Origin of the sequence: Clostridium sp. KLE 1755 (genome assembly GCF_000466465.2) — a bacterium.
GTDB classification, from domain to species: Bacteria; Bacillota; Clostridia; order Lachnospirales; family Lachnospiraceae; genus Eisenbergiella; species Eisenbergiella porci.
Genome location: NZ_KE992711.1, coordinates 1740 through 26189 on the forward strand (window position 1 = coordinate 1740; position 24450 = coordinate 26189).

Genomic DNA, 24450 nt, shown 5'->3' on the forward strand with positions numbered 1-24450 from the left:
CCCCAGCCGGTCTGTCCTGACTCCATATTTGCCAAAAACCATTCCTGCAGCACCTCCGCAACGCTCCCGCCGAAAAGAAAAAGCCGGAGGCAGAGCGCGCCTGCAAAACCGCACAGGGCGGCGATAAAAAAAGCTGCCGTTTCTTTAATTCTTGTTTTAGCACGGACACCGCGGCGTTCCAGATACAGGATCCCCAGAAGTCCCAAAAGAAATACGCTCAGGAAATAATAATCCAGGAATGAAAAAATCCCCGCCGCAAAGCCGGCCAGAAAAAGAATCAGTCCTGCCGCCGCAGATTTCCTTCCGCATTTCTTAAGCTTGCCAAGCATGGCTCCCACTATTAACAGAAGCAGGGAAAAACAGAGCATACGCAGGCCTTCCGGCGTGGCGGACAGACAGTATTCCACATATACCGGAAGCAGGGCCGCCGCCGTCACGGCCGCCACCGCAGCGATTTTCCCCGCAATCATGCGCACAGCCGGATACAGCAGGGCAATGGCTGCAATCTGCAGGGCCAGCTGTAAAAGAATACAGTTATTTTCCCACACACCGATCATGGAAAACAGGCAGGTAAGAAGGAACAGAAAAATTTCGTTAAAATGAAGCCCTGTCAGCCTCACAGGCTGTCCTGCCGTAGCGGCTGCGATTATATACAGGCTTTTATCGCCGTACAGCCCGGCGCCGCCGGAGGAAGCCATCCAGAGCCGCAGAAGCAGGGCCGCCGCAATGGCAAAAATAAGGAAAAGGCATTCCCACAGCTGGGCATGCTTTAATTCCGGTCTTACTTCAGCCCGTTTTTCCGCCAGCATATGAACCGGCGTATAAACCGCCAGGACCAACAGCAAAGCACAGCCTGCCGTTCCGAGGAAATAATAAGGCCAGCCAAGATCCAGCATAGTACAGATCAGAGAGATCTGCGCAGTAAAATAAATACAGATTACCAGACCGTACAATGCCCACAATATATAATTAAACCTGCATCTGAGATATCTCATGCTTCCCCCCGATTCGAACAGTTTGTATAGACGAACTGTTACAGGCATCCTGCCGTTTATAACCGTTGTGCGATGGACAGGATGCCTTCTGCCGACGCATATTTGTCCAGTCTGCGTATTTACCGCACAGCTTGGTATGAACTGCTGCCTTCTTTTAACACGCAGGGCCGCACCGGATAACCGGCGCGGCCCGCTGAGTTTAGATAGCGGCAAGCGCCTGCTCCAAATCCGCTATAATATCTTCCGCATTCTCGATTCCCACAGAGAAGCGGATAAGATCCGGATTGACTCCGGCTTCCTTCAGCTGCTCGTCGTTCATCTGCCTGTGTGTATGGCTGGCAGGATGAAGCACACAGGTTCTGGCATCCGCAACGTGCGTCACGATAGCCGCCAGCTCCAGCTTATCCATCATTATCTCCGCTGCATGCCTTCCGCCCTTCAGGCCGAAGGAAATCACGCCGCAGGTACCGTTCGGCATATATTTGCATGCCAGTTCATAATATTTGCTGCTCTTTAAGCCAGGATAGTTCACCCAGGCCACCTTTTCATGATTTTCCAGGAAGCTCGCCACCTTCATGGCGTTTTCACAGTGTCTGGGCATTCTCAGATGAAGCGTTTCCAGCCCCACGTTCAGAAGGAACGCATTCTGCGGCGACTGGATGGATCCAAGATCACGCATCAGCTGTACCGTTGCCTTCCTTATGTACGCTTCCTTTCCGAATTTTTCCGCATATATGATGCCGTGATAGGAATCATCGGGTTCACACAGGCCCGGGAACTTTTCCGGATAAAGGCTCCAGTCAAAATTGCCGGAGTCCACAATGGCGCCGCCTACGCACATGGCATGTCCGTCCATGTACTTGGTGGTGGAATGGGTAACGATGTCCGCCCCCCATTTAAAAGGATTGCAGTTAATGGGCGTGGCAAAGGTATTGTCCACAATCAGAGGCACCTGATGGGCGTGGGCCGCCTTTGCAAATTTTTCAATATCAAGCACCACCAGCGCGGGGTTGGCAATGGTTTCCGCCAGCACACATCTGGTATTTTCCTGAAAAGCCTGGCAGAGGGTTTCATAGTCCGCATCCGGATCCACGATAGTGCAGGAAATTCCCATTTTCTTCATTGTTACGGCGATGAGGTTGAAGGTGCCGCCGTAAACGGTGGAAGAAAGCACCACATGGCTGCCCGCCTCACAGATATTGAACACCGCATAATAGTTAGCGGCCTGGCCGGAGGATGTGAGCATGGCCGCCACACCGCCCTCCAGCTCGCAGATCTTCTGCGCGACACAATCATTGGTGGGGTTCTGGAGCCTGGTGTAAAAATAGCCGTCCTCCTCCAGATCGAAAAGGCGTCCCATCTGCTCGGAGGTATCGTATTTATAAGTGGTTGTCTGATAGATGGGAAGGACCCTGGGTTCCCCGTTTCCGGGCTTCCAGCCCGACTGGATACATATTGTTTCTTTTGCGTATGGTTTCTTCATTCGTATGCTCCCTTTAGGATTTACTCATCCCAGTTATGATATACCGCCTGTACGTCGTCATCGTCATCCAGCAGATCCAGCGTACGCTGCAGGTTCTTTAATGCTGTTTCATCGGTAAGCTCCACATAATTCTGGGGGATCATGGTCACTTCGGCGCTTGCCAGGACAATGCCGGCTTCCTCCAGCGCTTTCTGCACAGCCTCCAGATCATCGGGAGCCGTAAGGATTTCAAAGCTGTCTTCCTCTTCGCCAAAATCCTCCGCGCCGGCATCCAGAGCCATCATCATCAGATCATCCGCTTCCATTTCACATTCTTCCTTGTCGATGATGATCTGTCCTCTTTTGTCAAACATGAAGGATACGCAGCCGGGTGTCCCGATGCTTCCGTTGCCCTTGGTAAAGGCGCTCCTTACATTGGCGGCCGTACGGTTCTTGTTATCGGTAAGCGCATCAACTATGATGGCGATGCCGTTGGGGCCGTAGCCTTCATAGGTTACGTATTCATAATTTACATTTCCCACATCGCCGGCTGCCTTCTTGATGCCACGTTCAATGGTATCGTTGGGCATGTTGTTGGCCTTTGCTTTGGCAATTACCTGGGAAAGCTTGAAGTTATTGGCCGGATCCGGGCCGCCCTCCTTTACCGCAACGGCAATTTCCCTTCCCAGAATGGTAAAAATTTTGCCCTTGGCAGCATCATTTTTTTCTTTTTTATGTTTAATGTTTGCAAATTTTGAATGTCCTGACATTTTTTCTTTCTCCTTTTTTATCCATCACTTGTTTCCGCTTTCTCCCGCCTTATCCTGGCCGGAGGAACGCCTGTCTTCTTCTGTTTTCCCGGAAAGGGGCCGCTCTTCACAGGCGGCGCCGCTTTCTTCGGGGAGCTTTTTCACAAGGACCGTCTTTATCATTTTGTTTTCCACGGAAAGCACCTTGAAATCATATCCGTCGATCCGGATATCAAACTGCTCATCCGGCTCGGGGATATGCTCCAGCTTTGCAATCAGGAATCCGTTTAACGTCTCAAACTCGCTTTCATCAAAGGAAATGTCAAACAGCTCCTCCAGCTCCTCCAGAGGAGTCTTCCCTTCTATGATGTATTCGTCCTTGCTCTTTTCCCTGATATAGGATTCATCCACATCATATTCATCCAGAATATTGCCTACTATTTCTTCCAGTATATCTTCCATGGCTATCATGCCCGCGGTCTGCCCGTATTCGTCCAGGACAATAACCATCTGGCACTTGGTGGACTGCATTGTCTTGAACAGGGAATCCACCTTCCTCGTCTCAGGTATGAACCTGGCATCCCTGAGCAGCCCGGGAATATCCCGGACCTTCATTCCCGGATCGGTCGCAGACTGTCTGCGCAGGGCATCCTTCATATGGAGAATTCCGATGATATGATCAATATTTTCTTCATACACCGGGTATCTGCTGTTGCGTCCGTTCAGCATGAACTGGATCGCATCGCCGAAGGTCATCTCACAGTCAATGGCCACGATATTCGTACGGTTGGTCATGATATCCTCGGCACGCTTGTCCCCGAATTCAAAAATATTGGTTATCATCTCCGCTTCGCTGGCCTGGATTACGCCCTGCTCATGGCCTTCATTTACCATGGAAATGATCTCTTCCTCCGTCACATCAATGCTGTCTTCATCCGGATGCATGCCGAACAGCTTCAGTATCCCGTACGCCGTGACGGAAAAAAGTCCCGTCAGAGGCGCAAAAATGGTCATAACGGCGGAAACGGGCTTAATCATCCTGTAAGCCCATTTCTCCGGTGACCGGGAAGCCAGCTTCTTCGGTATCAGTGTGCCGAAAACCAGCAGTATGTAAAGCAGAAGAATCACGGTAATCACCAGGGAAGCGGCCGTAATCAGCCCTCCCGCAAAAGGAGACAGCCCCGCCTGCCTTTCCGCAAGCGCCCGGAGCATTTTCCTGATATGGGAGCTCCAGACACGCAGATACATGCCGCCCATGCACAGGTTCAGAAAGGTTACCACCAGCTGAACCGTATTAACGTACCGGGACGGCTTTCCCACAAGCCTGCTCAGCAGAAGAGACCTTTTATCATTCTCCTCTATCGCTTTTCTTTCCACCTCTTTTTCATTCAGTCCATGAATCGCAGCGCCGAAGCCGTAACAATATGCTTCCAGGAGCAAAAGCCCCAGAAATAAAAGTATACTGGCAGTAGGCCCACCATCGTCCATTCTATCAACTCCTTTTCAAACTCATCTTAATATATCATCTTGGTAAAAAAACGTCAAGAAACCTGGCTTAGCTTATGTATTTAATTCCAGGCTGATTTTCAGGGCCTGGTTTACACGGGCCATGGTGGATTCATCCAGATGACAGACTTTTGTCTTTAAACGCTGCTTGTCAATTGTCCGCAGCTGTTCCAGGAGAATGACGGAATCCTTTACAATATCATACTCCCCTGCGCGAAGCTCAATATGCGTGGGGAGCTTCGCTTTATTCATCCTGGAGGTAATTGCGGCGCAAATCACAGTAGGGCTGTGTTTGTTTCCCACATCGTTCTGTATGATCAATACCGGCCTGATTCCGCCCTGCTCCGATCCAATTACCGGTCTTAAATCCGCATAATAGATATCTCCGCGTCTCATGTCCTGATCTCCTTCTTCTCCGGAAAGCGTTACATCCTTACAGGCAGCCGCAGCGTCTTAAGTATTCCGGCTGTCTTGCAATATTATTGCCTGTTTTTCGGAAGGTATTCAGGTAGGGTGATTTTTGGAGCGTATTTGAAAACTGCTTTCCTCTCTAGCGGAAATCCCGGAAGGAGTCCTTGCTGTAAACGGTTTCCCCGTCCCTCACATAGACTCTGGGAACCCGCTTATTCAGACAGCAGGCCAGCTCATAATTAAAGCGGCCGGAAAGCTCTCCCAGCTCCTCCATGGTTATGGCATCGTCCCCGTCCGGTCCTATGAGGGTGACCACGTCGCCTTCCTTCGCTTCGGGTATCCCGGTGACATCCACCATAAACTGATCCATGCATATCCGTCCCAGAATCGGCGCGCGTTTTCCCGCGATCAGCACGCTGCCCTTGTTGGAAAGGCCTCTGGGATATCCATCCCCATATCCGGCCGGTATGGTGGCTACCCGGGTGGGAGCCTGCGTCACGAAGGTCCCGCCGTAGCTGACAGCCCTGCCGGCTTCCAGTTCTTTTATGTATACGATGCGGCTTCTTAAGGAGAGCACCGGCTCTAAAGGAACGATATCCTTTGCCACCTGCTCCGACGGCCACAGGCCGTAAAGGGTGATTCCTGCCCTGACCACATCCAGGTTTGCTTCCCCAAGCCCTACGATGCCGGCGCTGTTGGAACAGTGCTGCACGGGAATATGTATGCCCAGCTCCCTGCGGATCCGTCCGGTAAAATCAAGGAACTGTTCCAGCTGCTGCCTTGCCGGCGTCTTATCCGTTTCATCAGCCCTGGCAAAATGAGTGAAAATCCCTTCGATTTCTATCCCCGGTGTTTCCATGCATTTTCTGACAAAGGTAAGGCCGCTCTCATCCGGACGGATTCCGATACGGCTCATTCCCGTATCCACCTTGATATGTATTTTCACAGGGCGGCCGCAGGAAACGGCCGCTTTTCCCATTTCCTCCAGCATATCCTCACGGAACACGGCCGGGCGGATTTCCTCCCTTGCCATTTTCTCATAGCAGTAGGGAAAGGTATAGCCCAGAATCAGCACCGGTTTGCGTATGCCGCTGCCCCGTAATATCAGGGCTTCTTCCACCGTTGCCACGGCAAAGCCGTACAGGTACGGCAAATCCTCTATTTCATGGGCAATGGGCACCGCCCCATGGCCATAGCCGTCTGTTTTCACCACGGCAATGATCTTCGTCTCCTCCCGGAGATTGGCTTTCATGGCGGCCATATTGTGTTTTATCGCATCCAGATCCACCGTCGCCCATATTCTGTCATAATTATTCATCTTATTTTTACCTCCCGCATATCGCAGGTTGCCTGCGATTCTGCATCAATCAGTAGTTTGAAAGGAATTTTAAGCTTCTCCCGCACCCGGCACCGCAGTCTTTTCTTACAGTACTTTATTTACAGTGTTTTCTTTACGGCTTTTTCTTTATGGCGTTTTCTTTAAAAGCTCCGGAAACAGGGCTTCCAGTTCCAGGGTCAAATCGCCGGCAGTGACGCCGTATTCGCTTTTTTTATGCGCGGCCCGGTCTCCTGCCATACCATGCAGATACACTCCCGCACAGGCGGCATCAAAGGCATGCATTCCCTGGGCGGAAAGTCCGGCCAGAATGCCGGTGAGCACGTCGCCGCTGCCCGCCGTGGCCATACCGCTGTTGCCGGTAAGATTCATATACAGCCTTCCCTCCGGGCTTCCCACCAGCGTGCGTGCGCCCTTACATACAAATGCGGCCTGCAGCCTGGCTGCCCATTCCAGGGTCAGCGCAGCTGCTTCTTTTTGGATTTCATCCGTTTTCTTTTCCGCAAGCCTGCCGAATTCTCCCGGATGCGGCGTAAGGATCAGCTCGCGCCTTGTTTCCGGCTCCTGCTGCCTTTGTATCAGCTCATCCAGAAGCTCCCTGTGTTCTGCCAGCAGATTCAGCGCGTCCGCGTCTATTATCAGAGGCTGCATCGTCTGCTTTAGCACCGCCTCCAGTATCCGCAGTGCTTCCGGGCTTTTTCCAAACCCCGGGCCGACAGCGATTACATTCGCCCAGGCACAGGCCTCTCTCAGCTTTTCTTCCGCCTGCGGCGTCCATTCCTCATAGGTGGTGAGCATGGCTTCCGGCAGTGCGGTCTGCATAATAACACGGTTGCTTTCCGGCGTCACCGCCCGCACCATGCCCGCGCCGCTTTTTAACACGGCCGTTGCAGACAGCTCGCAGGCGCCCGCCATTCCCCGGCTTCCCGCGATCAGGAGCACCTTACCGAAGGTGCCCTTATTTCCCTCCTGGAGCCTTACCGGCAGGAATCCCCTGTCTTCGTTGTTCCAGGTAAAAATCCGGGGATACTCTCCCAGAAAGCCTTCCTGTGTAATTCCGATATCGGCGCAGATCACCTTTCCCGCATACCGGGCGCCCGGATATAAAACAAGTCCCAGCTTGCGGAATCCAAAGGTTACCGTTACATCCGCCTGTACGGCGCAGCCCATCACCTCCCCGGTATCCCCATGGATGCCGGAAGGGATATCTACGGAAAGGACATAGGCGTCCTGTGCGTTGATATATTCCACCGCCTCCGCGAAGCTGCCTTCCACAGGCCTTGTCAGTCCAATGCCAAAAATCGAGTCTATGATAATATCATATTCCCGTTCCGGAAGTTTGCGCATGACCCGGTATCCATAGTTTTCAAGAATTTTAAGCTGGGCCGCCGTTTCCGCGGAACACTTTTCTTCCTTGCCCAGCAGTACAAAATCCACCGGAAAGCCCGCCTGGCTCAACAGCCTGCCTATGGCCAGCCCATCGCCGCCGTTATTGCCGGTGCCTGCGGCTACCAGCGTTCTGTTGGCAGGAGGCACCGGCCCAAAGGGGCGCATCGCTTCCTTCAGCTTCTTATCCCGTGTGATCAGTTCTTCCGCACAGGCCAGCGCCGCCCTTTCCATCAGCACCATGGAAGGCATGCCGAAATGTTCTATTGTATTTCCATCACAGCGTTTCATTTCCGCCGAGGTAACCAGATATTCCATTTTTATCTCCCCGCAAACTGCAGCTTCCGAATTCCCAAATCATGCAAAAATGCGTCCTGAGCCTGCTGCCCTGACGCATTTACCAGACTGCCGCATTCCCATCCGGGAACACGGCACCCTTTATACAAGCCTGTCTTTACGCCTCACCGGAAGCGTTCTTTTCTTTCTCTTCCAACTCGTTTTCATATTGATTTATCATATAGGACAGCTTGATGAGGCTGTCCGACAGGTGTACGTTTTCCACCTGCACGCTGTCAGGCACATCCAAATCCACATGGGCGAAATTCCATATGGCCTTGATTCCCATTCCCACCAGCTTTTCAGCTGCGGCGGCCGCGCCTTCCTTCGGTATGGTAAGCACCGCGATATCAATATTGTTTTCCCTGACAAATTCCTGCATTTCTTCCATGGGGCGGACCTTCATCCCGCGGATCATTTTTCCGTGCAGCTTTTCATTGATATCAAATACGCCTGTGAAAATGAAGCCGCGGCGCTCAAAATTCATATAATTAGCCAGCGCCTGGCCAAGATTGCCCGCACCAATGATTATCAGATGATGCTTTTTATCCAATCCGAGTATCTTGCCGATCTCGGTATACAGATACTCCACGTTATAGCCATACCCCTGTTGTCCGAAGCCTCCGAAATTATTGAAATCCTGCCGGATCTGGGATGCGGTAACATGCATCAGCCTGCTCAGCTCCTGAGAGGAAATGCGTTCCACGCCACTGTCCTTCAGTTCACCAAGGTACCGGAAATATCTGGGAAGACGCGCGATTACTGCCTGTGAAATTTCTTTATCCAATTTGTTACGCCTCCATTCTTTTTTCCAAGCCCATTGTAACTGCTTTGTATCCGCAGTTACAGGCAAAAATCCATCCCGGCCTGCTTTTGGCGACGGATTTCCGCTTCCAGGCGCCGCATTTTGTATGGTCTGTGCAGCAAATGCACAGACCTGTCCTGCGGCTGAACCCATTACTTAATTATTATAGACATATGTTAAAAAAATGTCAATGAATTAAATAGGTTTGAATTGACAGCCCGTCCCTTCAACGGTAAACTTGTGGGGGTGGGCCTGACGTCCTGCGCCGTTCTCAGGCCTGGGGGCAAGGGGGCGGGGGATTTTCAGGTTCAGTCGCAAAAATGGGAAATTTCTAACCTCGCCGTTTGCCTGAGCTGCTGTCAAACGGCGCAGAACTCCTCTCTTCGTTCGTCAGACAGCGCCGTTTGGGCGGACAGCAGCCCAGGTAAACGGCGAGGTAAGAAATTGTCTCCATTTTTGTGAGATTCACCTGAAAATCCCCCGCCCCCTTGCCCCCAGGCCTGAGAACGGCGCAGGACGTCAGGCGGGGTACGCTAAGCAGGGCGGAAGGGAAAAGGGATTTAAGGGCAAAAAAAGAAAAATGAGTTATAGAGGTGAGTGGGAATGGTTTTATCTTGTCAGAATGTGAATAAGGCTTTTCATGAGAAGCAGGTGTTCAGGAATTGTTCTTTTCATATAGAGGATTATGAGAAGGCGGCTGTGGTGGGGATTAACGGGGCCGGGAAGACTACTTTGCTGCGGATTATTGTGGGGGAGCTGGAGGCTGACAGCGGGCAGGTGGTCTTCGGAAAGGATAAGAGCTTCGGGTATCTTCCGCAGAACGCTGAGGTGGACAGTGAGCATACGATCTATGATGAGCTTCTTGAGGTGAAGCGGGATGTGATCGCGCTGGAGGAGCGGATCCGGCAGTGCGAGCTGGAAATGAAGCATGTGGAAGGGGAGGCGCTGGCTGCTTTGATGGAGCAGTATGCGCTTTATACGCATCAGTTTGAGCTGGCGGACGGGTACAGCTACCGGAGCGAGATCGTGGGAGTTTTGAAGGGGCTCGGTTTTACGGAAGAGGAGTTTTCCAAGAAGGCCTGTACGTTGTCGGGCGGTCAGAAAACAAGGGTGGCTTTGGGTAAGCTTCTGCTTGACAGGCCGGATTTGATCATTCTGGATGAGCCTACGAACCATCTGGACATGTCTTCCATCGCCTGGCTGGAAAACTATCTCCTGAATTATAAGGGTGCCGTTTTGATCGTGTCCCATGACCGGTATTTCCTGGATAAGATCGCAACGAAAATTATTGAGCTTGACGGTACGGAGGTTTCCGTTTTTTCAGGGAATTATTCGGATTATGCAGTGAAAAAAGAGCAGGTCCGGGCGGCGCGGTGGAATGCTTACATGAATCAGCAGCAGGAAATCAAGCATCAGGAGGCGGTAATCGAGAAGCTGCGTTCCTTTAACCGTGAAAAATCCATCCGGAGGGCGGAAAGCCGGGAAAAGATGCTTCAGAAGATTGAGGTGCTGGACAAGCCGGTGGAAACGCGGGCGGATATGCGGATGGAGCTGCATCCCAGGATCATGAGCGGGAACGATGTGCTGGATGTTGAAAATCTGGCAAAGGCGTTCGGGCCGGAACGGCTGTTTGAAGGGCTGTCTTTTTCCATAAAGCGCGGGGAGCATGTGGCGGTTATCGGTGACAACGGGACGGGGAAAACCACGATTTTAAAAATCATCAACGGGCTTGTGGAACAGGATGCCGGGAATATCCGGCTGGGGACAAAGGTACATATCGGATATTATGATCAGGAGCATCATGTACTGCATCCTGACAAAACGTTGTTTGAGGAAATCTCGGATGAGTATCCTGCGCTCACAAATACGGAAATCAGGAATGTTCTGGCAGCGTTTCTTTTTACCGGGGACGATGTGTTCAAGCAGATTAAGATGCTTTCCGGCGGGGAACGGGGACGTGTGTCTCTGGCCAAGCTGATGCTGTCTGAAGCAAATTTCCTGATTCTGGATGAGCCTACGAACCATCTGGATATCATGAGTAAGGAAATCCTGGAGGACGCCATCAACAGCTACAGCGGCACAGTGCTTTATGTGTCCCATGACCGTTATTTTATCAACCGCACGGCTTCCCGGATTCTGGAGCTTTGCAACGGCGGGTTTACCGGGTATCTTGGGAATTATGATTACTATCTGGAGAAGAAGGCGGAAAATACAGTGCTTTCTTCAGGGACCGGCGGAGCCTTCCCTCCTGCTGCCGGCGGGATAAAATCCGAAGCCGCCTCTGCCGCTTCTTCCAGCCTGAAGCAGGACTGGCAGTCGCAGAAGGAAGCGCAGGCCGCTTTGCGGAAGAAGGAAAACGCCCTGAAAAGGTGTGAGGAGCAAATCGAACGTCTGGAAACCCGCAGCCAGGAAATCGATGCGGAAATGCTGCGGCCCGAGGTATGCACGGATGTTGCCAGGCTGCAGGCGCTGGCCAGGGAAAAGGAGCAGGTTGAGGAAGAGCTTCTGCTTAAAATGGAGGAATGGGAAAGCCTGTCGGATTAACCGGCAGGCCTTTTTTGTATGGAAAAGGTATCTGCGAGAAGAAGCCAGTTGGCCCGGAAAAGCTGCATGATCTGCCAGTAGCCCATGCCTCTCAGGCCATAGCTTTTTACCAGGCGGAATTTTTCGCGCAGGCTGCGGACATCCTCAAACCAGACCTCGTGTTCCACCCCGTCTTTTGTGTAGCGGAACCATGGGGACATGGCAGTGCTGTCAAAAAGGATTTCAGCGTTGTTTTCAATGGCTATCTGGACGGCTTCTATGTTGCCGATGGTATCGGCTTTGCTCTCGCCTCTTATGTAGGGGAGGGGCCAGTCGTAGCCGTAATTGGGTATGCCCAGATCGATTTTTTCGGGAGGGATTTTTGTTATGGCGTATTCCACCACCTCGATCACTTTGTTGAGGGGCGCGACGGCCATCGGCGGACCGTAGGTATACCCCCATTCGTAGGTCATGAGGAGTACGCTGTCCGCCGCCCTTCCCAGTCCTTCATAATCCTTTCCTTCATAGAGAAGGCCGGTCTGGGTATCGGATATCTTGGGCGCGAGCGCGACGGAAAGGGTGTAGCCTTCCGCATTGGCCGCCGCCCTCGTTTCCGCCACAAAGGCGGTGAAAGCGTCCCGGTCTTCAGGAAGGATATATTCAAAATCGATATCCACTCCCTGATAGCCTTTCTGTTCCATGGTAAACAGCAGCTGTGCAATCAGGGTATCCCTGACCGGCTGGTTATTGACCAGGACGGAAATCAGGTAATTATTAAACATGCCATCCGCCCCGAAGGGCGTCAGGGTCAGGATGGGAGCCACGTCCTCCAGGAGCGCCGCCTGAATCATGAAGCTTTCATCAATCGCCGGGGGAATAAGGTTCCCTTCCGTAGTAAACCCATAAGAAAAAATGGATAAGGAGGACAAGTATGGCAGGGTCTGGTTGAGCACATAGTTGCTGATAAACGGATAGGCATAGCCGTTCACATATGCATCGTACAGACCGGCACCCTCCTCTCCCGTTATCCGCAAAAGCAGCGCCATGCCCACTGCCAGGCGGTAGGGATAGGGAATCTGATTATCGTAAATGATATCCTCAACGGAAACACCGTATTCTCCGGCAATGGTATCGACAGTATCCCCCTGTTTTACAACATAAATCTGCATATTCGTATCCTGTAGCCTTTTTTGTATCATATGCGCCGGAAAGGGCTTTGATTTCTATGTTTCAGTTAAATCGGCTGCTTTCCACAGATAGAATACGCCTGGAGCCAGTTACCCTCGTGTTTTTTTGTGCTTCACAGCAGCTAATAAAGCATTAAATTTCTAATGCAGACGAACTACTAAAGGAATAAAGCAATCGCGCAGTAAACAATCAAAAGAGCCATAACAGCATTTACCAGCTTCGTGTGTTTGGAGAAGAATTTACAAAATGCCGCTCCAAACAGCCTCCAAACAAAGGAGCCTGAAGCGCCAATCAGAGACAGTATGGCAGTAAACCCGATGAGCGCTGTCCCCGAATGATAAACAGGCAGGATATAAAGCGACATTGCCGTGATTGCGTAAATATAGATTTTAGGATTGGCAAATTGCAGTACCATGCCGGAAAGAAAGCTGGCCTCCTTACCGCCGTCTGCACTTAATTCAGAAGAACTTTTCCAGACTTTCCATGCAAGGTACAGCATATATGCGGCGCCCAATATCTGCATGACAATCTTTACTTTTGGAAGAAATGAATAGAGTGTCGCGCTGAATGCGGTACAAACAGACATAACGATTGCAAATCCGGCCAGTATGCCGAAATTAAAACGGACACTCTTACAAAATCCCAGCCGTATGGCATTGCTCATGGAAAGCAGGTTGTTTGCGCCCGGCGTGTAAGCCGTAATAAAACAATAAATCAGAAAATCGTATAAATGAAACATCATAACCCCTTTCTATTTCAACAATGATAAATAGCCGCTTATGAAGATTACAAGTACAATAACCGGCAGGATATTGCTGATGTATTTTCTAGCAAAGTCCGGATATGGCAAGCCTTTTCCAATCTTCGTTTCTTTATGGAAATTATCCCAGCCCCACCCATAATGCCGGGTACAAAACAAAAGAAATACCAAACTCCCCAGCGGAAGCAGATTATTGCTTAAAATGAAATCCTCCAAATCAAGGATACTTGTGCCGCTTCCCAGCGGTTCAAAACCTTTCCAGAGGTTAAATCCGAACACACAGGGTAATGACAGCAATAATAGTAATACAAGATTTACAAAAGCCGATTTCTTTCTGCTGCAGCCGGTTAAATCCATTCCATAGGTAACGATATTTTCAATGACTGCAATGACAGTGGAAATAGCTGCAAATACCATGAACAGGAAAAATAAGCTTCCCCAAAGACGGCCGTTATCCATTGCATTAAAGATATTTGGCAACGTAATAAACAATAGATTTGGTCCACTGTCCGGCTCCACCCCAAAGCTAAAGCAGGCCGGGAAAATAATTAAACCTGCAATAAGTGCAACCACGGTGTCGAGAATACCCATATACAGTGCGTTGCTGGTCAGGGAATGGCTCTTATCAATCCGGCTCCCAAATACGGATAATGTACCAATTCCAATACTTAATGTAAAAAATGCCTGACCCATTGCCGCAAAAATGCATTCCGCCACTCCTATTTTCTGCATGGCCCGAAAGTCCGGATAGAGATAGTAGCGCAATCCTGTTTCCGCATTGGGAAGCATAACAGACCTGACAGCTAATACAATTAACAGGCAAAATAATAAGGACATCATGATTTTTGTAACACGTTCCACTCCTTTTTGTAAGCCGATAGCACAAATTGCAAAGGAAACAATGATCACAATAAACGAGCATACGTTCATGGCTGTCGGGTTCCCAAGCAAATCAGAGAATACATCAGCAACTTCGTTTGAGGTAAGGCCTTGAAACCTGCCCTTTACCATTTTTATAAAATAGTACAGCAGCCATCCACTGATTACCGTATAAAACATCATCAGCAGATAGTTTCCAATGATTGTTACATATTTAAACCAATGCCATTTTGTCCCCTCCGGCTCCAAAATATTAAATGACAATGCGGTGCTTCGCTGACTCGCCCGGCCCACCGCAAATTCCATTACTACAATCGGCAAGCCCAATATTACTAAAAAACAAGTAACATATGACAAAGGACGCGCCACCATACTTTCCGGTGATATAGGGAAATCTCCAGATGTTTCCCAAACCGATGGAACAGGCTGCTGTAAGCAGAATAAATCCCAGCCGCGATGAAAAATGTTCTCTTTTCATAGTATAAATGCCCCTTTCCTCTTTACAGGCCCAATTCAAAATTGTATAATGATACAGAATGGTTATTATATTGCATCAGTGCGATATAATAATACATCTGGTGTATTATATTGTCAAGAGGAAGGAGCGATTTATTTGGATTCAATGAATATGATAGTCGCTAAAAATATCAGACGGCTGCGCGAAGAAAAGAAATTAAGCATGGATGAGCTTGTACGGCTGAGCGGTGTCAGTAAAAGTATGCTTGCACAAATTGAACGCGGCGACGGGAATCCGACCATTTCCACACTGTGGAAAATTTCCAACGGAATGAAAGTACCGTTTGACGCTTTAACCGTCCGTCCCAAAAGTCCATATGAGATTGTGAAAACATCCGACATCCAGCCTTTGCTTGAAGATGGCGGAAAAGTAAAAAATTTCTCTCTTTTCCCGGATAATGAGAACCGCAGATTTGCAGTCTATTATCTGGAATTAGATGAAGGAAGTTATTGGGAATCCGAACCGCACTTAAAGGGAACCACTGAATTTATTACAATCTTTACAGGCAAAATTCAGATTCATGCGGGCGGTCAGGATTTTATAGTCGAAAAGGGAGAAAGTATACGATTTGAGGCCGATACCGCGCATTCATACAAAAATGTTGGTAATGAAACAGCAATATTGCACATGATTCTTTTTAACCCCTGATGGGGTGACGGAAAAACAGTCTGCGTTTTGGATTCCCCTTTGATATTCCTAAACCCCAAAAAGCACAGTCTGTTGAGGTAACTACTCATAAGACAGTATCACAAACAACAGAAACGGATAGCTGCCATACAGGGTGCAAGGCAAAACGGGTGTATCGTCTTAACGGCGGTGCGCCCGTTTTGTCACGCAGTAGAAGCCTGTTTTTGAGGGTATGAGTAAATCCCTTACCCACCTTGTTTCCGTATCTGTGAAGCCGCATAAACAAGGCTAATTTACCCTCTATCGGGTAACGGTTTCATCCGTACAGTCTGCCGATTTTCACGTCTGTGTAGCGCAGGAAAAAGTACATCAGTATCAATTCCCGCCTTGCTTCCGGCAAGTGTTTCAATGCCTGTACTAATTTCTCGCTGTCTACAATTACCGTCTTGCCGCAGACACGAAAAGCTGTAGGCTTGTCATGCTTGACAAAATACTTGTCTGTTGTAAATGAGTCAAAATATTTCTCGTCGCGCAGATAGTCAAGAGAGATTTCATGCTGTGACCACCGCCGCTTATCCCGCAGCGTATTGATAAATTCATACCGCAGTACAGTCCGGCAAAATGCGTCAAAGGCAAACTCGATATGTTCCTTTTGCTCTTTGGAATACGTCATTTTAATCACCCCCATTCCACGCGGAAAGGGGGAAATGCAAACTTCCATACAGAAGTTGTCTGCACGGGCGTTAATGCCGTAATAGGAATTATATAAGTTTATATGGTAATGTGTGTATTCATGTTGATAGCCGCAATATCCCGTAGGCGGGTATAGGCTTTTTTTAACAAGCTAATAATTGTCGAATATTGTCGATATAAATTGTTCACGGCGATACCTCCTAATATACCGCCGTGTCCATGAAAAGGACGACTTTAATTCGCCCTCCGTTATTCCATTTTAGAAAAAGAAAAACGGCGGCTTTGATTGCTATGATATGCTCCCTTTATTTCAACAGTTTTGTTTTTTCGTCTGTCTACTTTACAGGGAGCATATCAATTTCAAAACCGTCGTTTGGTTACCGTATTTTGTTTAGGCGCATAGCTATCCTGTCGCCACAACAATGGTTTTTTTATTATTCGTTGGGCGGTTAAGGGGTATCAGAAATTAAATTCATCTTCCCATGCAAAATAAGCGGATTGCTCTAAACTTTTCGGCCAGTGACTGCACCACTCCGGCACACCCGGCGTTTCTACACGGTCAAGGCTCGGCGTATAAGGTTTAATATCCAAAACAGGCGTATTGTCGTTAGCGTCAATATACGCAATCTGGATAAGCCCCTTTTGATAATCAATGTGTATTACTTCTACTGCGGTCAGGGCAATCGGATTAGGGCGGATAGGCGACCTTGTGGCGAAAATGCCCATTGTATCAGGGGCATTTTTATACGGTTTCGGTGCGTCAAGCGTGTTCCTTGCGTCATTGTTATCAGAGTCGCTAAACCACCAAATGACGTTGATGTGGCTAAAGCCCTCCAACGCTTTCATAGCAGGGATGTACTTTGGCGCGATTTCAATAACCGTGCCGTTTTCGTTGTTTTGGATTCTTCCGATAGGGTATACCTCAAAATTCATCATGCTGTTTTCCTCCTTGATTGTTATTTTCAAGTGCAGTATACCCCCTCACATCATGTGAGAGTCAATATGGAAAAAGAAAAAGCCTTGCAAAATTGCAAGACTAAAATTGCAAGACTTTTAGTTATCCCTTTCCAACGGAATTTGAATTTCAATCAAATACTTTTTCGGGTCATTTTCATTCCACGGCCCACGGTGTACGATTTGACGGGTTGCACCTTTCATTCGATATTGGCTGTTCTTTTGCAGCCATTCCGCAAAAGCTAAATATGCTCCTGCGATATTAGAAAATTCACCGTATACCATTGTGCAGGCCATTATTGGTATTGGCTCGGTAATTCGGTATGTAAATTCACCAATGTTCTTACCAATTTTCTTCACCGCCGTACACAACTCCACATCAACATCTTGCTCTTTATACTCTGCATCGTGGTAAATGGAAAATGTGTCGCTTGATATGGTTACATGATTTTGCGCTGCAAAAGAGGATAACTCTCTCCATAATTCGCCCTCTGCATAATAAGTGGGAATAACACGTCTTATAGACAAAACTTGACAGGACGATATGGATTTTATTGAAACATTATAGTGCATTTCATTTTTACTGCCGTGAAGTTCTTTTTTTGCAAGCTCAATCTTTCGTAGCTTTTCTTTTTCTATTTGTATCGCCTGTTCAATTTCTTCGTGTTTTTTATCAAGCTGTTCTGCAATAAAGTTATCTTCCCCATTGTTAAGCGCGATTGCGATTTCTGCAACATTAAATCCACTGTCGCGCAGATAGATAATCTTATTCAGAGTAGGGATTTGGTCTACAGAGTACATTCGATAGTTTGTCCGCGGGTCAATCTGTGACGGCTTCAAAAGCCCCATTTCATCATAGTATCTTAACATCCTTATCGTTACTTGTGTTAGCTTTGAAAACTCTCCTATCCTAAACATTTTCCCTCCTGTGGCTCAATTATCTGCACATTCGCTTTCAGCAGTTTTTCTCTTGTTTCAGAAAAACGTTCCTTGCTTTTTATCCCGATATAAGTCAACGGCAAAACAACAGATAAGCCCTCCACAAAATCTGAAATATAAGATTCTTTGTTACGTTTCCCTACATTTTTTACATAGATGATACTCTCATTATGATTTACGGCCGCGGCTATCCTATCGTTGATTTTATCAATAAGCGTATGGGGATAATATTTATTTTTGCTCTTTTCTCCAATATAATCTGCCTGCATATCTATCACGATTACGGCTGTTTTAAGCTGTTTCATATGATAACCTCCCACATTCCGCGCTGATTTAATTATACAGGAATGAGGATATCACATCAAGGCATTCCCGTTTTCCCGCAGAAAAACCAACAATCACTGCACGTCACACAAAACGGAGAAACGGCATAGCCTGAAGCTACGCCGTTTCCCGAAAACAACTTATACTGTTTTATTGAGCCGTCCCGTGTGCTGTCCTTCTTTTCCGTAACTATTATTTCTCCGGTTTTTTCTCGATGAAAATCTTTCTGGTAATGAAATTATATACCATAACCACAGCCGTCGCCACGATTTTAACAAGCATGTAGGAGCGTTCCATGTACTGATCCAGCCAGGAGGTGCCTCCCCACATTATCAGCTGGTTGATGCCTAAGCCAATGATGCTGAGAATGAGGAAAACAACAAACTGCTTTACCTTATTCGCATCCTTGTCCGCATCAAATACCATGGTAATGCTCAGAATATAATTTACAATTACCGATACTGAAAAGGAGATTCCGCTGGAAATTACCGACGGTATGCCGCAAAGCTCCGTGAGAGCCACCATGATGCCGTAGTCGATAAAAAAGCAGAGAAATCCTACTACGCCGAACTTTAATATCTGTTGTATCAATTTTTTCATTTTTCCTGTGCCCCTTACTTTCATTAGTATCAGCACGTAATACTGTAACACTATTTCCGTAAGGAATCAAGCTTCTGTTTTCACAAACCGCCTGCACATTATTTTCAAAAACCGCCTGCCGATCGTTTCCAGGAAGCGCTCCGGCGCAGGACCGCTATGCCTCCAGCTGTTTTCTGATAGCTCCGATAAAGTCCCTGCTGTTCAGCGCAGTCACTTCCTTCAGGGAGGTAATCAGGGCCAGATCTTTTGTCATAACGCCGCTTTCAATGGTGTCAAGGGTTGCCTTTTCCAGCCTGTCCGCGAAATCGCAGAGATCGGAAATCCCATCCAGCTCGCCTCGTTTTCTCAGTGCGCCGGTCCATGCGAAGATGGTGGCCACCGGGTTGGTAGAGGTCTCTTCTCCCTTCAGATATTTGTAATAATGTCTCTGCACGGTTCCGTGGGCGGCTTCATATTCGTAAATGCCGTCCGGGGATACCAGTACGGAGGTCATCATGGCCAGGGAACCAAAGGCGGAGGAAACCATATCGCTCATCACGTCGCCGTCATAGTTCTTGCAGGCCCAAATGAAGCCGCCCTTTGCTTTCATGATACGGGCTACGATATCATCGATCAGGCTGTAGAAATATTCCAGCCCAAGCGCTTCGAATTTTTCTTTAAATTCCGCTTCATATACCTCCTGGAAAATATCCTTGAAGGTATGGTCGTACTTTTTGGAAATGGTGTCCTTGCTTCCAAACCACAGATCCTGCTTTGTGCTTACCGCATACTGGAAGCAGGCGCGGGCAAAGCTGGTGATGGAAGCCTTTGTGTTATGTATGCCCTGGATGATGCCGGCATCCTTGAAATCATGTATGGTTTCCCTGGATTCCTTCCCGTCCTTATCGGTGAAAACAAGCTCGGCCTTACCGGCGCCTTCGATTTTCATTTCCACGTTTTTATATACATCACCGTAAGCATGGCGGGCGATGGTGATGGGTTTTTCCCAGTTCCTGACACAGGGTTCAATTCCCTTTACAACGATGGGCGCCCTGAATACGGTGCCGTCCAGAATGGAACGGATGGTTCCGTTGGGGCTTTTCCACATTTCCTTCAGCTTATATTCATCCATACGGGCCGCATTGGGAGTGATGGTTGCGCACTTTACGGCAACACCGTATTTCTTTGTGGCTTCGGCGGAATCTACGGTAACCTGATCGTTGGTTTCATTCCGGTGTTCCAGTCCCAGATCGTAATATTCTGTTTTCAGATCCACAAAAGGAAGAATCAGCTCCTCCTTGATCATCTGCCACAGAATTCTGGTCATTTCATCGCCGTCCATCTCCACCAGGGGAGTCTTCATTTCGATTTTATTCATATTTTAATTCTCCTGTTCCGCCTGCTTGCCGTCCGCAGACTCAGTTTCTTCATAAGCCTCATATAACCCGCTTTTTACCATGTTCCGGTAGGCCTTGCGGATATGGGCATTAGCCAGCTGTTCCGCCAGATCGGCATCCCTCTGTCTGATCGCCTCCATAATCTGACGGTGCTCCGCATTGGACTGTACGCCCCGGGCATCGTCCGAGAGCGTCTTTCTCCTGACGCGCAATACATATTCATGGAATTCCCGCAGCACATGCTCCAGCATTTTGCTGTTGGAAGCCGCATAAAGGATTTCGTGGAACTGGTTATCCAGCTCCGCCAGCTGCTGGGCATGGCCCTTTCCGGCATGGAATTCGGAAAGATAGATATTTTCCTCCATCTCCTCCATCTGCTCCCGGCTGATGTTCTCTGTGGCCCATCTGGCGCACAGTCCCTCCAGCAGGGAACGGATGGCGTAAATATCCTTCACATCCTTCACCGTAATGCCGGTAACATAGGCCCCTTTATTGGGTACAATCTGGAGAAGCCCCTCCAGCTCCAGCTGTCTGAAGGCTTCTCTGACCGGCGTGCGGCTGACGCCCATCTCCTCACCGATGGCCGCCTCCCGCAGTTCTTCATTTTCCTTGTATTTTCCATTCAGGATGTCGTCCCGGAGCTTGTGAAAGACACGTCCCCGCAGGGAATATTTATCCGTGACCTCACTCTTTACATCTCTATCGCTCATACTTACCTGTCCAGCTTTCCTGCCGCCTTACTCTGGCCGCCTTTCAGGCTGATGCCAAGTTTTTCGCAGGCGTCATCAATTACTTTTATGAGTTCCGCATCCGTCAGAACGGTAACACGTCCGCCGGCATATTCCTCATCCACCCATTTCTTTACTTCATGTACCAGCTCGGAGGTTTTGCTCACCTGCTCATCTTCCTTCAGACGGAAATAGGTATTGATCCAGTGAGCAATGCCCGCAAGTCCGGATGTGTTGGATACCGCACAGATGACAGGCCTGTTCAAAAACTTCTCCGTATCAAATATATTATAAATCTCTTCATTTTTCAAGAGGCCGTCCGCATGAATCCCTGCCCTGGTCACATTAAAATTCTTTCCCACAAAGGGGGTCCTCTCCGGAATATGATAGCCGATTTCCTTCTCGTAATACTCCGCAAGCTCTGTAATTACCGTGGTATCCATACCGTTCAGGTCACCTTTAAGCTGTGCATATTCGAAAACCATGGCCTCCAGAGGCGTGTTTCCGGTACGCTCCCCGATACCGAACAAAGAGGCGTTTACCCCGGAGCAGCCATACAGCCATGCTGTGGTGGAATTGGCGACCGCCTTGTAAAAATCATTGTGTCCGTGCCACTCAATCAGGGAGTGGGGCACGCCTGCATGGGTATGGATCGCATAAATGATTCCGGGCACGCTCCTGGGGATTACGGCGCCGGGATAATTCACGCCGTAGCCCATAGTATCGCAGGCACGGATTTTGATCGGGATCTTATATTCTTCCATCAGCTTCATCAGCTCAACGCAGAAGGGAACCACATATCCGTAAATATCAGCTCTGGTAATATCCTCCAGATGGCATCTGGGGCTGATACCTTCCTCAAGGCACTCCCTGATGACGCTCAGATAATGGTCCATGGCCTGTCTTCTTGTCATTTTCAGCTTCATGAAGATATGGTAGTCTGAGCAGCTAACCAGAATTCCCGTTTCCTTCATGCCGATTTCCTTGACCAGCCTGAAATCCTCCTTGCTGGCCCGGATCCAGCTGGTTACTTCAGGAAACTGGTATCCTCTCTCCATACATTTATATACGGCATCCCTGTCCTTTTTGCTGTAAAGGAAGAATTCACAGGCACGGACCATACCGTTGGGCCCTCCCAGCCTGTGCAGGTAATCATAAATCGTCACAATCTGTTCTGTGGTATAAGGCGCGCGGGACTGCTGTCCGTCACGGAAGGTGGTATCCGTAATCCAGATATCCTTCGGCATGTTATGGGGCACAATCCTGTCGTTAAAGGGAATCTTCGGAATTTCCGAATACGGAAACATATTTCTGAAAACATTAGGTTTCTTGACATCGTCCAGTATGTACATATGCTCTTCGATTTCAAGAAGGTTGTTTTTCTCATTCATTGTTACCGGGCGGTTGGAAAAAGTTTCATTCATATTCATGTGTTTCTCCTTTTCTCAGGCCTGTCAGGCGCGCCGGCACACGGCCTGGCTTACTCTTATGTGTCCCAACAGGGTCTGTCTTATACATTATCCCTTAATCCATGTATAATTGTATACAATTATACATTTCGTGTCAATAATTTTCTTGGGATTTGATGAAAATATTATGGCTTCAGCTGTCCGGCAGAAAAAAACAGACCCGTCCGCCTCCTGCTGCCGGACAGCGTCCCGCATCGGGAGGCAAAATGATCTGCCTGATAAAACATGGTTATATTCCATATCCTGTATATCTCATCTACCGGAGGGCTCTCTCCACATCCAGCATCCCCCAGCCCTGTTTGCTCCACGCCTCTCCCAGATCCGCGGCGGACCAGAGAATCCGGCGTTTTATCTGTTCGTTGGAGTATTCCGGATATTTCTGGAGACACAGCGCGGCAGCTCCGGCCACCAGGGGCGTGGACATGGAGGTGCCGTTTTTTACGATATAGGCGTCCCTGCAGCCCCGCACCGTCTGCCGGAACCCGGCGCTGCAGGACATGATATCCGTTCCCGGCGCCACGATATCCGGTTTTTTCAGTTCCGTTCCCGCAGGGCCTCTGCCTGAATATGCCTCACAGGAGTTTTTTCTTCCATGACATGCAATTCCGTCATGGCAGCCTACCGTAACTACCTTCCTGCTTGCCCCCAGCGGGGAAATACTGCCCGCCGCAGGACCCCGGTTGCCTGCTGCCACAACAACAAAAATACCGGCATCCCATACCCTCTCCAGGCAGGCTACCAGGTACTGCATCATTCTCACATGTTCCGTCTCATCCATGGAATGTCTTGCCTCCATGGAATGCTTTGCTTCCATGGAACGCTTCGCTTCCATGCTTACAGAAATATTTAATATCTTTATTTGATAAAGCTCCTGGTTATCCAGGATCCATTCAATTCCGGCCGCCATATTCGAAATGGTACCGTCGCCCTTTTCATCCAGGACCTTTCCCGACAAAATCCGGCATCCCGGTGCGACACCGGCATATAATCCGCCGGAGCAGGCGCCGCTTCCGCACAGGCATCCCGCCACATGGGTTCCGTGTCCGCAATCGTCATAAGGTCTGCGGCTGTTTCCCACAAAATCCCGGAAGCCGATTACCCGATCCGCAAAATCAGGGTGCATGGCGATTCCCGTATCCAGAATTGCCACCGTGACCCCGGCCCCGGTGTATGGGGATACGTCCTCTCTTTCCGCATGTATCAGTTTTCTAACCCGGTCCATCGCTCATTATTCTTTCTCTGTAACCGTTTCGTTGCCACAGTTACCTTCCTTTTTCTATTAAAATATGTCTGATTTTCCTTCCGGTGAATGACTGTTTCCAAAGGTAAGGAAACGCCCCAGGGTCCCTCCCGGGCGGACAGGTCCGCACAGCCCTGTCTGAAAGAAGAATAAAAAAATATTTTAAAGAATGGCAAAACCACAGGAAACACTGACATGCTGTACGGCATAGTATAAACCATAAAAACCAATTTGGAGGCAAACAAACATGAGTGATTTAACAGCAAGCGGCTGCGGATGCGGCGGCAATACCGGTTGTGGCGGCAGCAACACCGGCTGTGGATGTGGAAGTAACTGCGGGAACAACAACTGTGGATGCGGTGTAAGCGGCGGAAACAGCGGATGCGGAAGCTGGATTTGGATCCTGATCCTGCTTTGCTGCTGCGGCGGCAACGGATTCGGCGGCGGCTGCGGCGATTCCTGCGGATGCGGATGCGGCGGCAATAACTCTGGCTGTGGAAGCTGGATTTGGATTCTGATCCTGCTTTGCTGCTGTGGCGGAAACGGATTCTGCTAATGTAACCGCGCCTCTCCCCGGCGCATACATGAAAATAGGCTCTGGTTCAGAGCCTATTTTTATGTTCTTATGTTTCCGGCGCCGACATAGT

At 49.0% G+C, this 24450-nt stretch carries 22 protein-coding genes and 1 pseudogene; 3 read left to right on the forward strand and 20 right to left on the reverse strand.

All coding sequences use genetic code 11. The annotated features are described in order from the left end of the window. From HMPREF1548_RS29965 to HMPREF1548_RS13335, 8 genes are all read right to left on the reverse strand, one after another. Positions 1-995 (reverse strand): hypothetical protein (locus HMPREF1548_RS29965; RefSeq protein WP_035322064.1); only part of this gene is annotated, 995 nt, incomplete at its 3' end. A gap of 199 nt (positions 996-1194) precedes the next feature. Continuing rightward, positions 1195-2478, reverse strand: coding sequence for an O-acetylhomoserine aminocarboxypropyltransferase/cysteine synthase family protein (locus HMPREF1548_RS13305; RefSeq protein ID WP_021636721.1), 1284 nt, complete (start codon positions 2476-2478; stop codon positions 1195-1197). 20 nt (positions 2479-2498) lie between these two features. Then, on the reverse strand, positions 2499-3227 hold the full coding sequence (locus HMPREF1548_RS13310; RefSeq protein WP_021636722.1) for a YebC/PmpR family DNA-binding transcriptional regulator: 729 nt from the start codon (positions 3225-3227) through the stop codon (positions 2499-2501). A gap of 24 nt (positions 3228-3251) precedes the next feature. Then, on the reverse strand, positions 3252-4694 hold the full coding sequence (locus HMPREF1548_RS13315; protein WP_021636723.1) for a hemolysin family protein: 1443 nt from the start codon (positions 4692-4694) through the stop codon (positions 3252-3254). A 72-nt stretch (positions 4695-4766) separates the two neighbouring features. After that, complete coding sequence (locus HMPREF1548_RS13320; RefSeq protein ID WP_021636724.1) at positions 4767-5108, reverse strand: type II toxin-antitoxin system PemK/MazF family toxin; 342 nt, start codon at positions 5106-5108, stop codon at positions 4767-4769. 154 nt (positions 5109-5262) lie between these two features. Beyond that, a complete protein-coding gene (alr, locus tag HMPREF1548_RS13325; RefSeq protein WP_021636725.1) occupies positions 5263-6441 on the reverse strand; it encodes an alanine racemase in 1179 nt (392 codons plus the stop codon). Between the two features lie 147 nt (positions 6442-6588). Further along, complete coding sequence (locus tag HMPREF1548_RS13330; RefSeq protein ID WP_021636726.1) at positions 6589-8163, reverse strand: bifunctional ADP-dependent NAD(P)H-hydrate dehydratase/NAD(P)H-hydrate epimerase; 1575 nt, start codon at positions 8161-8163, stop codon at positions 6589-6591. Between the two features lie 136 nt (positions 8164-8299). Further along, on the reverse strand, positions 8300-8968 hold the full coding sequence (locus HMPREF1548_RS13335; protein ID WP_025490110.1) for a redox-sensing transcriptional repressor Rex: 669 nt from the start codon (positions 8966-8968) through the stop codon (positions 8300-8302). A gap of 621 nt (positions 8969-9589) precedes the next feature. Here HMPREF1548_RS13335 and HMPREF1548_RS13340 point away from each other — a divergent pair. Beyond that, positions 9590-11530 (forward strand): ABC-F family ATP-binding cassette domain-containing protein, encoded by a 1941-nt coding sequence (locus tag HMPREF1548_RS13340; protein WP_021636730.1) that lies wholly within the window; start codon positions 9590-9592, stop codon positions 11528-11530. On the opposite strand, the gene HMPREF1548_RS13345 is transcribed toward HMPREF1548_RS13340, so the two are convergent. The 3 genes and pseudogenes from HMPREF1548_RS13345 to HMPREF1548_RS13355 all read right to left on the reverse strand — a co-directional run bounded on the left by HMPREF1548_RS13345 (position 11527) and on the right by HMPREF1548_RS13355 (position 14814). Beyond that, positions 11527-12678 (reverse strand): glycosyl hydrolase family 18 protein, encoded by a 1152-nt coding sequence (locus tag HMPREF1548_RS13345; protein WP_035322069.1) that lies wholly within the window; start codon positions 12676-12678, stop codon positions 11527-11529. The genes HMPREF1548_RS13340 and HMPREF1548_RS13345 overlap by 4 nt on opposite strands. 176 nt (positions 12679-12854) lie before the next feature. Then, the gene (locus tag HMPREF1548_RS13350) at positions 12855-13439 is read right to left on the reverse strand and encodes a LysE family transporter (RefSeq protein ID WP_021636732.1); all 585 of its coding nucleotides are present in this window, start codon (positions 13437-13439) and stop codon (positions 12855-12857) included. 9 nt (positions 13440-13448) lie between these two features. After that, positions 13449-14814 (reverse strand): annotated as a pseudogene (locus HMPREF1548_RS13355) (sodium-dependent transporter). Between the two features lie 144 nt (positions 14815-14958). On the opposite strand from HMPREF1548_RS13355, the gene HMPREF1548_RS13360 reads away from it, so the two are divergent. Then, complete coding sequence (locus tag HMPREF1548_RS13360; RefSeq protein ID WP_331491502.1) at positions 14959-15501, forward strand: helix-turn-helix domain-containing protein; 543 nt, start codon at positions 14959-14961, stop codon at positions 15499-15501. Positions 15502-15796: 295 nt separating this feature from the next. Here the strand turns inward: HMPREF1548_RS13360 and HMPREF1548_RS13365 are convergent, their stop codons facing one another. The 9 genes from HMPREF1548_RS13365 to HMPREF1548_RS13405 all read right to left on the reverse strand — a co-directional run bounded on the left by HMPREF1548_RS13365 (position 15797) and on the right by HMPREF1548_RS13405 (position 23785). Next, complete coding sequence (locus HMPREF1548_RS13365) at positions 15797-16153, reverse strand: RNA polymerase sigma factor (protein WP_157065677.1); 357 nt, start codon at positions 16151-16153, stop codon at positions 15797-15799. A gap of 479 nt (positions 16154-16632) precedes the next feature. Next, positions 16633-17109 carry a tRNA (N6-threonylcarbamoyladenosine(37)-N6)-methyltransferase TrmO gene (gene tsaA / locus HMPREF1548_RS13370; RefSeq protein WP_035322078.1) on the reverse strand — a complete coding sequence of 159 codons (477 nt, stop codon included), beginning with the start codon at positions 17107-17109 and terminating at the stop codon, positions 16633-16635. Between the two features lie 117 nt (positions 17110-17226). Beyond that, positions 17227-18045, reverse strand: coding sequence for a MerR family transcriptional regulator (locus tag HMPREF1548_RS13375; RefSeq protein ID WP_021636739.1), 819 nt, complete (start codon positions 18043-18045; stop codon positions 17227-17229). Next, complete coding sequence (locus HMPREF1548_RS13380; RefSeq protein WP_021636740.1) at positions 18033-18371, reverse strand: cysteine hydrolase family protein; 339 nt, start codon at positions 18369-18371, stop codon at positions 18033-18035. The genes HMPREF1548_RS13375 and HMPREF1548_RS13380 overlap by 13 nt, the downstream gene beginning before the upstream one ends. 211 nt (positions 18372-18582) lie before the next feature. Continuing rightward, a complete protein-coding gene (locus tag HMPREF1548_RS13385) occupies positions 18583-18990 on the reverse strand; it encodes a GtrA family protein (protein ID WP_025490115.1) in 408 nt (135 codons plus the stop codon). 154 nt (positions 18991-19144) lie between these two features. Beyond that, positions 19145-20347, reverse strand: coding sequence for an NADP-dependent isocitrate dehydrogenase (locus HMPREF1548_RS13390; protein ID WP_021636742.1), 1203 nt, complete (start codon positions 20345-20347; stop codon positions 19145-19147). Between the two features lie 3 nt (positions 20348-20350). Further along, positions 20351-21076: a GntR family transcriptional regulator gene (locus tag HMPREF1548_RS13395; RefSeq protein WP_021636743.1), complete on the reverse strand. Its 726-nt coding sequence runs from the start codon at positions 21074-21076 to the stop codon at positions 20351-20353. Positions 21077-21078: 2 nt separating this feature from the next. After that, positions 21079-22485, reverse strand: coding sequence for a hydroxymethylglutaryl-CoA lyase-like TIM-barrel protein (locus HMPREF1548_RS13400; protein ID WP_502690630.1), 1407 nt, complete (start codon positions 22483-22485; stop codon positions 21079-21081). 334 nt (positions 22486-22819) lie between these two features. Beyond that, positions 22820-23785, reverse strand: coding sequence for a S8 family peptidase (locus HMPREF1548_RS13405; protein WP_021636746.1), 966 nt, complete (start codon positions 23783-23785; stop codon positions 22820-22822). A gap of 265 nt (positions 23786-24050) precedes the next feature. Between HMPREF1548_RS13405 and HMPREF1548_RS13415 the strand changes: the two genes are divergently transcribed. Beyond that, positions 24051-24359 (forward strand): hypothetical protein, encoded by a 309-nt coding sequence (locus HMPREF1548_RS13415; protein ID WP_025490118.1) that lies wholly within the window; start codon positions 24051-24053, stop codon positions 24357-24359. Positions 24360-24450 lie beyond the last annotated feature (91 nt).